Annotated in this window: 11 protein-coding genes; 1 reads left to right on the top strand and 10 read right to left on the bottom strand. The window is 42.4% G+C overall.

Annotated features, from left to right (window positions below):
• Positions 1-85 precede the first annotated feature (85 nt).
• The 9 genes from ACT3TH_RS08705 to queC form a co-directional block, all read right to left on the bottom strand.
• Positions 86-1,006: a glutaminase gene (locus ACT3TH_RS08705; protein ID WP_444755455.1), complete on the bottom strand. Its 921-nt coding sequence runs from the start codon at positions 1,004-1,006 to the stop codon at positions 86-88.
• 202 nt (positions 1,007-1,208) lie between these two features.
• A complete protein-coding gene (locus ACT3TH_RS08710) occupies positions 1,209-2,273 on the bottom strand; it encodes a DUF475 domain-containing protein (protein WP_444755456.1) in 1,065 nt (354 codons plus the stop codon).
• Positions 2,274-2,466: 193 nt separating this feature from the next.
• Entirely contained in the window at positions 2,467-3,042 is a 576-nt protein-coding gene (locus ACT3TH_RS08715) for a TerD family protein (RefSeq protein WP_444755457.1), read from the bottom strand.
• 244 nt (positions 3,043-3,286) lie between these two features.
• Positions 3,287-5,593, bottom strand: a complete 2,307-nt coding sequence (rlmKL, locus tag ACT3TH_RS08720) for a bifunctional 23S rRNA (guanine(2069)-N(7))-methyltransferase RlmK/23S rRNA (guanine(2445)-N(2))-methyltransferase RlmL (RefSeq protein ID WP_444755458.1) — start codon at positions 5,591-5,593, stop codon at positions 3,287-3,289.
• Between the two features lie 124 nt (positions 5,594-5,717).
• Complete coding sequence (locus tag ACT3TH_RS08725) at positions 5,718-6,905, bottom strand: mechanosensitive ion channel family protein (protein WP_444755459.1); 1,188 nt, start codon at positions 6,903-6,905, stop codon at positions 5,718-5,720.
• A 119-nt stretch (positions 6,906-7,024) separates the two neighbouring features.
• Positions 7,025-8,521, bottom strand: coding sequence for a dihydrolipoyl dehydrogenase (locus ACT3TH_RS08730; RefSeq protein WP_444755460.1), 1,497 nt, complete (start codon positions 8,519-8,521; stop codon positions 7,025-7,027).
• Between the two features lie 128 nt (positions 8,522-8,649).
• Positions 8,650-9,147, bottom strand: coding sequence for a peroxiredoxin (locus tag ACT3TH_RS08735; protein WP_444755461.1), 498 nt, complete (start codon positions 9,145-9,147; stop codon positions 8,650-8,652).
• A 196-nt stretch (positions 9,148-9,343) separates the two neighbouring features.
• On the bottom strand, positions 9,344-9,673 hold the full coding sequence (locus ACT3TH_RS08740; protein ID WP_444755462.1) for a hypothetical protein: 330 nt from the start codon (positions 9,671-9,673) through the stop codon (positions 9,344-9,346).
• Positions 9,674-9,894: 221 nt separating this feature from the next.
• Entirely contained in the window at positions 9,895-10,677 is a 783-nt protein-coding gene (gene queC / locus ACT3TH_RS08745; RefSeq protein ID WP_444755463.1) for a 7-cyano-7-deazaguanine synthase QueC, read from the bottom strand.
• Between the two features lie 256 nt (positions 10,678-10,933).
• Between queC and ttcA the strand changes: the two genes are divergently transcribed.
• Entirely contained in the window at positions 10,934-12,085 is a 1,152-nt protein-coding gene (ttcA, locus tag ACT3TH_RS08750) for a tRNA 2-thiocytidine(32) synthetase TtcA (protein ID WP_444755464.1), read from the top strand.
• A gap of 165 nt (positions 12,086-12,250) precedes the next feature.
• On the opposite strand, the gene ACT3TH_RS08755 is transcribed toward ttcA, so the two are convergent.
• Positions 12,251-12,832, bottom strand: a complete 582-nt coding sequence (locus ACT3TH_RS08755; RefSeq protein ID WP_444755465.1) for a FixH family protein — start codon at positions 12,830-12,832, stop codon at positions 12,251-12,253.
• Positions 12,833-12,893 lie beyond the last annotated feature (61 nt).

Consider the following 12,893-nt stretch of genomic DNA (forward strand, 5'->3'; position numbering starts at 1 on the left):
ATGCTTACTAAGAGACATAATAGCCCTGCATCTTTGATACTTATAAACAATAACTTTGCTTTTGCTTAACTAAGGGTAGGCGTTTTTAATCTGAAAAAACTGACCAACCTGTTCTTTGTACAAGGCGCTCTAATGCTTTTGATCCAAGTTTAGAGTTTCCTATATGATCAAGCCCTGGTGACCACACAACGATGGAGCCTTTGCCAGGTGCTATCGTTAAAATGCCGCCGCCAACCCCACTTTTACCAGGCAGACCAACACGGTAGGCAAACTCACCAGAGCCATCGTAGTGACCACACATCATCATTAATGAATTGATTCGTCGTGCCCGTTGTGAATTGATAACCCTTACCTTTGTGTGTTGATTCACACCATTAGACACTAAAAAGAGTCCTGCGCGTGCCAACTGTTGGCAATTCATTGCAATCGAGCACTGATGAAAATAAACACCAAGCACTTTATCTACATCATGCTTTAAGCGACCAAAGGACTTCATAAAATGTGCCAATGATGCATTTCGGTCTTTGTGCGCCATTTCTGACGCTGCCACTTTATGGTCAAAACGTATCGAATCATCATCTGCAATAAAGTGCACAAACTGAAGAATCTCAGCCAGTGTTTCTTTGGGCTCGTGCCCCATCATAATGGCATCTACCACTGCAATCGCTCCAGCATTGATAAACGGATTGCGTGGCCGACCAGATTCGTGCTCTAGCATCATAATTGAGTTAAAAGGGTCACCAGATGGTTCACGACCAACATGAGTCCAAAGCTCATTACCTAACTTGCCTAGGCCAATAGTTAAAGTAAATACTTTAGAGATACTTTGAATCGAAAACATGGTGCTCGCATCACCCGCTGAATATATTTGGCCATCAGGTGTCGCTACTGCAATACCAAATTGGTTTGGATCTACATGGGCCAGTTGCGGGATGTAATCTGCCACTTTTCCGCGATCGATTTCGCTAGCCATTTCTGCGGCAATGTCATTAAGAATCTGTTGCATATGGTTGTATAGCCGTATTTCTATTGTGTTGTTAAAAAATGACGATTTTAACTGAATAATGGACAACAAGCATAGGGAAAATATATTTTGGTTGGTAGTTACCACCTCATTTTAGCGTCTTACTCACAGCGATAAAAAAAGCAGGCCATACCTGTTGATATGACCTGCTTATATACAAGAGACACTATACGGATGATACGTTCTAGTTCAGACGTGCCGCTTCAGCCTTACGGTGTTTAAGTGATGCCCATAACGCGAAACCAATAAACGCAATACCGATAAGACCAGTAATTAGCTCAGGTACATGGAACTTCACGGATAACAACATAATGATAGAAAGTGCGCCGATGGCATAATGCGCTCCATGTTCAAGATAGATAAACTCATCAAGCGTGCCTTTATCCACCAAAAAGATAGTCATAGAACGTACGAACATCGCACCAATGGCAAGACCCAGCATAATAACGATAACGTCATTGGTAATCGCAAATGCGCCAATCACACCATCAAAGCTGAATGAGGCATCAAGTACTTCTAAGTATAAGAAACCAATAATACCGCCTTTCATAATAGCGCTAGTTACTTCACCAGTACTATTACCCTGAGCATCAAGCTCTTCCTCAAGATCACCCTCAAGCATACCAGAGATTACTTGTACACCAAGATAAACCAAGATACCCCAAACGCCTGCGATCAATACCGCACCAGCTTGTTCAACTGGAGCCCAAGATACTGAAATCATCAAGACAATCAGTGCTACGAAGACGCTCATCGCATCAACTTTGCCCAGTTTTGCTAAGCGGCTCTCAAGCCATTCAAACCAATGTATATCTTTATCGTCGAAGACAAAATTCAAAAATACCAATAGTAAGAAAATACCGCCAAAGGCTGAAATTTCTGCATGGTGTGCCATTAGTCTTGCTGAATATTCTTCAGGATCGTTCAATGCCAAATCGATAACTTGCATCATACCAAGGTCAGCGGTGACTGCGACGATGACAATAGGGAATACCAAGCGCATACCGAATACAGCGATTAAAATACCAACAGTTAAAAATATCTTTTTCCAAAACTCGTCCCAGCCTTTAAGAACTGAGGCATTGACCACCGCATTATCAAACGATAATGAAATCTCCATGACGGCCAAAATAGCGGTAATAGATAGAGTGGCTATTAAGCCGCCAATACCGCCGTGTGAATATCCCCACCATGCCGCTATCGCTAAGGCAATGGCCGTGAAGATAAAGTCGAAATAAAAATGTCTCATGACACATCCTGTCTGGTTGCGTAAAGCTAAGGTGAGTCTAGTATAGACACACACCGCAAAAAAGTGGCTATTGCTAACCACTTCTTGTACATAAAATTAGGTGAAACATAACCCATTATCGGTCATTTGGCTATTAATAATTGCAACTATTTTGCAACTATACATGTTTTACAGTTTAATGCATAATATTTCTTTAGATATCAACACCATACTGCTGACACATTGCTTGCAAACCGCCTGAATAGCCTTGGCCCACAGCGCGGAATTTCCACTCACCGTTATGGCGATAAACTTCACCAAATACCATCGCTGTCTCGACAGAATAGTCTTCTGCTAGGTCAAAACGTACGACTTCAGTACCCGTCTCTTCGTTAACGACGCGGATAAAAGCGTTTGCTACTTGACCGAAGTTTTGACTGCGAGCAGCAGCATCATGAATGGTCACAGTGACCACAATTTTATCGACATCAGCGGGTACTTGAGTCAGGTTTACTTTGATAACTTCATCATCGCCATCGCCTTCACCGGTACGGTTATCGCCCGTGTGCTCAACCGCACCATTATCAGACTTTAACTGGTTGTAGAAGATAAAGTCATGGTCGCCGCGTACTTTGCCTGCATTGCTTAGCAAAAAGACACTCGCGTCAAGATCGAATTCAGCACCAGAAGTTGCGCGCTCATCCCAGCCAAGACCGATAAGCAGTTTGGTCAAATTTGGATCAGTTTTCGTCAGCGATAAGTTGCCGCCTTTATTCAATGATAAAGCCATGAGATTTTCCTTGTTATTAGAGTCAATGAAAGATTTTTATATATAAATGAGGTAAATAAAACCGATGTTAAATCAAAATTGGCGCACGCGCACCGCTTAATGCTGCTCTATCATAACAACAAAAAATGACCCAATCAAAACTGATTGGGTCATTATTTTGTTCCATATGGATTGAGCAAGAAAGCCAAGGTCTAGGCGGTGCTGTGGTGCCAAGTCATATGTTTAACCATTGATAGATAATGGATTACAGACTCTGGCAATGGCGAATCTCAAAACTTTGATGAATAGGCTTTTTAATATCAAAGTCAAACCCTATTGTTTTTTGTGTGATATTGATGATGTCGTAACGCTCAGTCAGTTGCTCATCTAGCTCAAAACGCGTGAAGTTGTTAGAGAAGTATAAGACACCATCAGAGGTCAAGCGGTTCATTGCACGGTTGATGAGGGCAGCATGGTCGCGTTGTACATCAAACGTCCCTTGGAACTTTTTGGAGTTTGAAAACGTCGGTGGATCAATAAAGATAATATCGAATTGCTCCGTATTGTCTTTAATCCACTCAAAGATATCGGCGGCCACAAATTGATATTTGTTGCGGCTGACATCCAAACCGTTAAGTACAAAATTCTGTTTGCCCCAATCCAAATAATTCTGCGATAAATCAACACTCACAACTTTCTTAGCACCTGCCAGCGCCGCGTGTACACTAGCTGTACAAGTATAGGCAAATAAGTTCAATACCGCTTTGCCGCGACTGTTGTCTTTGATGCGGGCACGCATACTGCGATGGTCAATAAATAATCCCGTATCAAGATAGTCGGTAAAGTTGACATAGAAATAGGCACCATCTTCACGAGCCACATAAAATTTGCCACGCTTTTCCGTACTGCCTTGTTTGCTATATTGATCGTTACCAGATTGGCGTGCGCGGGTTTTGATAAAAATTTGTTCACGGTTGATACTAAATACTTCACGAATACCCATTAACGCCAAATTAAAGCGTTTTTTTGCGGTCTCTGGTGGGATGGTTTTAGGTGGCGCATATTCTTGCACATGCGCGTAGTCGCCATATAGATCGATAGCTACTTTAAAGTCAGGCAGGTCAGCATCGTACACACGAACATTACTTACATTGTCCTTTTTGGCCAGTTTCTTGAGTTTGACAAGGTTTTTTTGCAAGCGGTTAATGAAGTCTTGTCCATCTTCTACGTCGATTTCATGCTTCTCAAAACGGCTGACAAGATTGCCAGTCTGCCCAGCGATCAATGTACCATAGCGGAAATAAACTGTGATAGCGCCATTGTGACAACGCAACGTTTTTGGTTCTTTGATAGGCAAAATATCAACTTGCTCGACGTTGGATGCCAATATGCCAAGCATTGGGTCAATACCACTACCCGCAAAACTGTCTTGTAGAATAAGCCCTAACGCTTGATATAATGGCTTAATCATCTCTTCATCGCCCAAGCGCTCACCATAAGGAGGGTTGGTAATGACAAGAGGGTTGGTTAATCTACCGTCATGAACCAGTGGTTGCAGAACCCTACTCAATTGGTCCAGTGCGCGGGTTTCAAGGTCAAGTAGTGGTAATAAATCTTGCAAACCTGCAGCGATTAGGTTTTTTTCTGTGGCTAGAATGGCACCACTATCTGCATCAAATCCTAAGATAAGCGGCAAGGTATCCGGCTGTTCGTTAGCGATTTCTAATGATTCGCGAAAACGCGTCTGTGCATCATCAATCATCTCTTGCCATAGCGTCTCATCATGATGCTGCCATTCATAGAAACCAAATTGATTGGCGGCTTTATCAATACCCACTGCATAATCGCAATGCATGAGTAGGGCTTCGATAATGAATGTGCCAGAGCCGCACATTGGATCAATTAGGGCGTTGTAGAAAGGCGCGTTGCCAGCCTCATTTTTCTTGTGCCAGCCTGCACTATAAAGCAAAGCGGCGGCCAAGTTTTCTTTCAAAGGCGCTTCAGTCATTGCCACACGATAACCGCGGCGATGCAAGCTGGTCCCTGATAAATCCAGATACAGCTCAGCCTGCTTATCATTTACGGTCGCAAAGATTGAAAAATCTGGGTTTTTACTATCGACATTGGGACGACTGTCGTAAACTTCGTTAAAAGTATCAGCAATCGCATCCTTGATACGCAGCATGGCAAACTGCTGACTGACAGCGACACGCTTATCGACGGACAAACGAATTGCAAAGGTCTGCTCTAAATTAAACTGTTCTGTCCAGTTGACCGACTTTGCCAAACCATAAATCTGCTCAGCCACATCGTATTCTGCATTGATGTTTCTGCGTTTAATCAGCATCAGTACCCGAGAGGCCACGCGCGACCAAAGACAAATAGTATATAAATCACGCAAAGTACCAGTGACCGCTAGACGGCCTGTGCTTTTAATGTCGCTTGCAATACCAAAACTTGTCAGCTCAGTCTGTAGCGGCGCCTCAAGCCCATCGGCACAAGTGATGATAAGATCAAGCGACAACTCTGATGAAGAAGTGGTTAAAGAGGCGGGCGCGGTTGTTACGGTCATACGGATACCTGTGGGCTAAATTGACAAAAATGCAAATAATAAAATAGGCGGTTTAACCAATAATTTTACCATAATTCAAGGCCAGATGGTTCAAAGTGCTTATGTTTAACAGACCTTAGTACTATTATTTATCGCTCTTTTTCATTGGTAGTGGTTCTGAAACTACTTGAGTTGTGGTCGCAAAAGGTTTGGTGGGGATAGGATAATCTACATCTTTTGGCATAAGCAAACGCATGTGCGGGTAGGGGGTAGAAATATCAGCAGCATCAAAAGCGCGTTTGATATCTTCTATTAAGTTTTCTTTGATTTTAGGTATACGGGCAACGCCCGCAGGTTTAACCCAAAAGCGCACGATAAAAAACACGCCATATTCGCCAATCTCTGCTACGGTAGTCGAAGGTTCAGGACGGCTAAGCACCACCTCGGTATCGGTGAGCACCTGTAAGATCTCTTTACGTGCCGTCTCAATATCATCTTCGAAAGCAATACGCACACGAATGTCAAAGCGTATAAAGCTTTTAGAGGTCAGGTTGATCACCTCAGACGAGGCAACATTGGAGTTTGGAATAATAACGGTGATGTTGTCACGAGTCAAAATGTGAGTGGTGCGTAACGCAATGAGTACGACGCGTCCTTCATTATCATTGATGTGAATCCAGTCGCCAACCTGAAAGGATTGCTCAAGCAAAATAGTAATACCAGCAATAAAATTAGCAAGCGTCGATTGAGCAGCAAAACCAACTGCCAGCCCGACGATACCTAAACCTGCGACCAACGAAACGATGTCGAAACCAAATTGTGCCATGACGCTGGCAAGACCGAGTACCAACAGTAGCACAGACAAAATATTTTTGAGTAGCTGCTCTATCGAAGCGTTGAGACCATAGTGCTGTAATACTCTATGAATAATTTGTCCTGACGATGTCCATAGTACGTAATAAATACCCGCCCAAGTACTGGCTTTTGCCGTGGCCTTAATAGTTTCTGGCTCAAAGTTAATCTGACTCATAATGGCAATCAAACTGGCTACAATCCAAATGTATCGAAGGACTGAGCGAACAATTTTAGTACGTTTTTCATTGAGCCGAACTTTTGCTCTACTTTGCTTAACAATGTACACCGCGAGCCAATAAAAAAACCCCAATACCGCAAGCAGTATTAGGATTTTGATGCCAGTGCTGGTCAGCTCTACCGCTTGAGACGTCCAATCAAACGTCTCTTCATCTATAGAACCGCCAAGCGCTAGGTAAAGACTGGTATGGAGATCACGAACAATCTCTTTAAAAAAGTCAGTAACACTAGCGATTGGCATTTTTTAGTCCATGCAAAGTTCTACTTTAGAGTATCTCAGATTGCGTTAACAGTTAACTACAACTTGAATGAGGGTTGACACCAAACATATTAGCTCTATAAATTCGACTAAACCAGTAACTAATAATTGTTTTCTTGCGTGTCATGGAACTGATACGGTATCTCCATTTTATGTTGAACATCACGTAGCGCCGTGCGCAATCCTTCTAGTATAGTAGGATGATAAAATGGTGTATCCAACATGTCTTTCACACTCAAATCATTGGTAATCGCTGTTGCCAAAATATGCCCAATGTACTCGGCATCTGGCCCGACCATACTGGCACCAAGTACTCTGTCGGTTTTTTTGCAGCCATAAATATTTAGCAGACCGCAGTTAACACCCATGACGCGACTACGGCCTTGATTGTCAAAGCTAACGCTACCAATAACGTACTCTAAATCTGGATCTTGTTGAATCTCGGGTAGCAACTTGCCAACATTGACGATTTGTGGAGAGCAAAAAACGATAGAAAAGGGTATAGCGGGCGGACGAATATAAGCATCATCTGTGTTTTTGCAAACCATACTTCCTGCACTATAACCTTCGTCACTGGCCACATGCAATAACGGAATATGGGCATTAGCATCACCAACGATATAAACGTTTAAATCACCAATTTGCCCCGTTTTTTTGTCTAAATTCTTTGGACGGTTTTTGTCATCAAGCTCAACGCCTAAATTCTCAATACCCAGCTGTTTTATGTTATTGCGGCGACCAGTAGCAACCAGTACATATTCACCTTGCCACTGCTGCAACTCACCTGCACTGTCTTTATACTTGATAAATGCTGATGAACCTTTATCGTTCTCAGTGGCTTGAGTACCGACATCTTGAATTTTACTGCCCAAATGCATGGTCAATTCACGACTTAAGCAGTCGATGGCCTTATTATTAATGTCTTCATCTTCAAGCCCGCCGACACGCTTATCTTGGTTAAATAGGGTGACGGCCACACCCAGACGTGTGAATGCTTGTGCAAGCTCAAGTCCTATAGCGCCTGCACCCACGACTGCTAGTGACGTTGGTAAATCGGTTAACTCAAACACAGTATCAGAGGTTAGCATAGTATCGCCAAGCTTATCTGCCCAGCCATCTGGAATAGAGGGCGAGCTGCCAGTAGCCACAATGATTTGACTGGCATCAATCAATTCATCGTTGACTTCGATCAAACCTTGTTCATTGATATGAGCATGTCCTGCTATTTTTTTATCATCAGGCCAGCTATCGACTTGTTTTTTGATATAGCTTGCGAAATGACTGCGCTCGTCACGCACACGCTGCATTACCTGCTTGCCATCTATCTGAGTGGTTGTATGAATGCCAAACGCTGTAGAGTGATTGGCATCGTGTGCACGATCAGCGGCCGCAATCAAAAGTTTGCTCGGCATACAACCGACAGTAATACAAGTGGTTGTCCAAAATCCTTCATTGATGATGATAGAATCATCATAGATTTTTCTGGCTTGACGAAAGGAATTTTGACCTGCCGTACCTGCACCAATAACAGCGACCGATACCTTACGAGTGACTTTAGAAGTTGTATTATCAGTAGAAGCGCCAGACGGTTTATTCATATTGTTCTCAAATAGTGGTGGTGTGATAGTAAGTGTTATGTTTATTGTTCGATATTAGGTTTTTATCATAACGATTGTTCACATCCAGTCCATGGCGTTTTATATGTTTTATGGTTTTAATTTGGTGATTAAGAGGCCAGTGTCTCACGCAAACGTTCGGTATAGCCCTTGGCGCGTAGATTGCGCTGAGCATGTGTGAGTTTGCCCTCTGTATCAAACACAAAGGCCGAACGTACCAGACCCAATGTTATGTTGCCATACATGTTTTTTTCTTTAATAACATCAAAGTGCTGGCATAGATTCTCATCGGTGTCGCTAATCAGTGCAATGTGTAAATGATGTTTGGCAATGAATTTTTCATGAGACTCGACACTATCACGTGATACACCAATGATGTCATAACCTAAATCATCAAACTCATTGAGGTGAGCGGTGAATTCTGTAGCTTGCGTAGTACAGCCTGGCGTATTGTCTTTTGGATAAAAATAAAGAATAAGACCCTTATTGGTGTTGGCTACCATTTCTGTCAAACTAATTTCATCGTGGATAAAGTGTCCGTCCAACTCCCGCACTATGGTTACAGGAAAATTGGGTAACGTAATATTCTCTGTAGTTGGCTTTGCCATTTTAAAATCCTTATTAGTTTTAGTTTTAGTTGTATGTTTGCTATGTTTTTAGTGATTTTTTTTAAGTACTTTATTCTAAGCCTCTCATTATAAGCAGATTCATAGGAATTCATAATGAGTTTTACACTTTGCTTCTGTATTGACAACAAAAAAGACTGGCAATGACCAGTCTTTTTTATATTGAATGAGTTGTCGTTTAAGCAGGTTTTTGCGGCTCTTTCAAATCTAGGCCAACCGTACACTGCTGTAGATCTTTTTGCATCTTCTTCACATAAGGCAGATTTGAAGGATCTTTTTTGTCTTGCGCGTAGCTTTCAATTTCCCACATTTGACCGATAGTCATGTTGCTTCGCACACCGATGGTACATTTACAAAGCTTCGTTGCATTGTTTTTGTCGGCGACTTTGTATTTGACCGCACCATTGACGCAAGTATTGATATTATTTTGCTTAATATCAGCAGCGTTTGCTTGTGGTATCGCAAAAATGGCAGCTAGGGCTAGAGGTAATACTGGCAAAAATTTCATAAACATTCTCTCAAGGGTGGTGTCAATTTCTCAAATCTCGTACTCAAATTAAAATGAACTTACTCGAATAAGAGTGTTTCATCTGCGTTGATACGTGCAAGCGCTCATACGATAGCAAGTATATTGGTTGAAATACAACGGCAGCTTGCTGTGTTAATGCAAGTAAATGTTTCTCTAATGTTGAGTACCGCCATTTCTTTCTATAAATGCAGTTTTATGATTTATTGAGGTTGATAATGAGTGGGATCGGCAACGCCAACTTGGGCAAACCCTTGACGGCGTAGCGCACAGCTATCACAGACACCGCAGGCTAGACCTTTTGAGTCCGCACGGTAACAAGAAATTGTTTGGCCATAATCGACGCCCAGTGACAAACCAAGCTCAATAGTTTTCGCTTTTGACAGTTGCTGCAATGGTGTTTGAATAGATAAATGATGACCGGTAACACCAGCTTTGGTCGCAAGATTGGCCATGTGTTCAAAAGCGGCAATGTATTCTGGACGGCAATCAGGGTAGCCTGAGTAATCGACTGAGCTGACGCCGATGACGATATGGTTGGCGTCGGTGACCTCAGCAACTGCCAAGGCGTAAGACAAGAAAATCGTATTACGTGCTGGCACATAGGTATTGGGTATGGCGTCATTATCGATCTCATCATGTTTCTTGTTAGGAAACTTATCGGCATCGCCGTCAGGAACAATCATACTGTGGTCGGTCAGTGAAGAGCCACCAAGTTGAGCGATGTCGATATCGATAATTCTGTGACTGACTTCGGCAGTCTCAGCGATGGTTTTGGCGGCGACAAGCTCACTATTGTGACGTTGACCATAGTTAAAACTGACCGCAGTGACAGAGGCATAGCGCGCCTTGGCCCAATACAAACAAGTGACCGAATCAAGTCCGCCCGACAGCAACACGACAGCATTTTGGCTTTTATGAAGTGCCAACAAGTTAGCATCAGAAACGTGGTTGTTAGGAGTGTTTTGCAGGGTAACATTCGTCATAGTGGTATCTATTATTGGTTTGCGAAAAACCGTTATTTTAGCAAAAATACAGCCATTACAGAACCATGTGCCCATGATAAAAACGTCATTTAACTTTATAATTTAATGTCATATTTTCAAACCATTAGCAATATTTGTTATAATCACGGCTTTTAAAGCATCCGTGCTAATACCTTCTTGCTAGTGGCTTTACCGCACCCTTTTATGGCAAACGGCTTTATAGCAAAACCACCTTTGTAAAGATATTGAGTAACTTATGACCGTAGCGACCTTGTTTACGCCAAAATTCACGCCTGAGTTTGATGAGAAGTCTGCTGATGCCGGCTTAACTAACCATGACCTAAAAACTGATATTGATAGTAGGGTATATGAGGATGTCGCTGATGATGAGATTGAGGAAGAAGGTCTTGTAGCAGGACAATCAGCGTCTTTGGAATCTGCTCAGTTTCTTAAGCTACAGAAAAAACTACGTAGACAAGTCTCTTGGGCGATTCGTGATTTTAATATGATTGAAGATGGCGATGTGGTGATGGTGTGCGTGTCAGGGGGAAAAGACAGCTATACCTTGCTAGATATTTTACTGCTGTTAAAGCGTATCGCACCGATTAATTTTGATATCGTTGCGGTCAATCTTGACCAAAAACAGCCAGGTTATCCTGAAGACATTTTGCCTACGTATTTAAACGAGCAGGGCATTGCTCACTATATCTTAGAAAAAGATACCTATAGCATTGTCAAAAGCGTGGTTCCAGAGGGTAAGACCTATTGCTCAGCGTGCTCGCGTCTGCGTCGCGGATCATTGTATGGCTTTGCCAAACAGATTGGCGCAACCAAAATCGCTTTAGGGCATCATCGAGACGACATGCTGGCAACTTTCTTTTTGAATTTGTTCCATGGCGGCGCCCTCAAATCAATGCCGCCAAAACTGCTCAGCGATGATAAGCAAAACCTTCTTATTCGTCCGCTAGCGTATGTTGAAGAAAAAGATATCATTGAATATGCCCGTTTAAAAGAGTTTCCTATCATTCCATGCAATTTGTGCGGCAGCCAAACCAACCTACAACGTGCGATTATCAATGATATGCTACGAGAATGGGATGATGCCCATCCACAGCGTTTGGCCTCTATTTTTAAAGCCATGCAGAACGTAGCGCCATCGCAACTGGCCGATCGTGAATTGTTTGATTTTGAAAAATTGAGTCTTGAGCGTGATGACAACGAGCGTGTCTTTGAAGGCGATAATATTCAAGCAGGGCAGACTGATAGTTTGGCTGAGATTGGCTTGCCCGTGTCACCAAGAACGCAGACTTTCAACCCGAAGTTTGCTAGCGATAAACCGTATGAGGCTAAGACAACAGAAAACCATCGTACAGCGCAAAAAATTCCGACGATTAACCCTGTGCTTTAACGCTTTGCTCTGATTGACTCAATTTTAAAAATACAGTAGTGCCGGGATAAATTTTAAAATTTTTTGTCAGCTAGACAATGTACAATCATAAAAATATAAAAAACCAGCGCATTATTATCAATGGCTGGTTTTTTTACATCTATAGATTATGTAATATCCATAAAATTAACTGTTTGCAAACACAGGCAATGGATTAAAAGTGACTTCCGAGCGCGGCAGTTTTGCCACATCTTGCATGCGCCAATCATCTTGCCCATCGCTACTTACTTGCAAGTAATACTTAGCTTTTATAGGATCAATATCCACTTTTGCACTGTACTTATTGCCTTCTTGATGCTCTAGTACCACATCACGATCTTTTTTGACATCAGTTGCGTGCGAGATTGATAAAGCCAGCTTGTCAGGATACGTCAAAGGTGTTCCATTCAGCAGTTTGCCGGATTGTAAGCTTTGCTCAGGATAGTTCAAATAAAATAAAATATCGCCATTGTCTGCGAACTGCATTTTACCATGCAAGTCTAAGTCATAAGTAAGCTTGTCACGTGACACATCTTGGTAAAGAGTCTTACCATCCATGTACCAATCGTCACGTACCACACTGTCACGGATTTGATAAGAGTAGTAAACAAACCAGAGACAAGCGATCACAACCATACCTGGCATGCCAATAACAAAAATCAAAACCATGTAGTTTTTATACCATGGCTGAGCATCTTGGTGCTTAAAGTTCGGTGCTGGAGTAGACATAAAGTACCTATTAACTGTATCAACGGATAATCTGACGGCTAAATGCGGCCAGCTTAATAGT

The sequence above is a fragment of the Psychrobacter sp. AOP22-C1-C5 genome (assembly GCF_052378885.1).
GTDB lineage: Bacteria > Pseudomonadota > Gammaproteobacteria > Pseudomonadales > Moraxellaceae > Psychrobacter.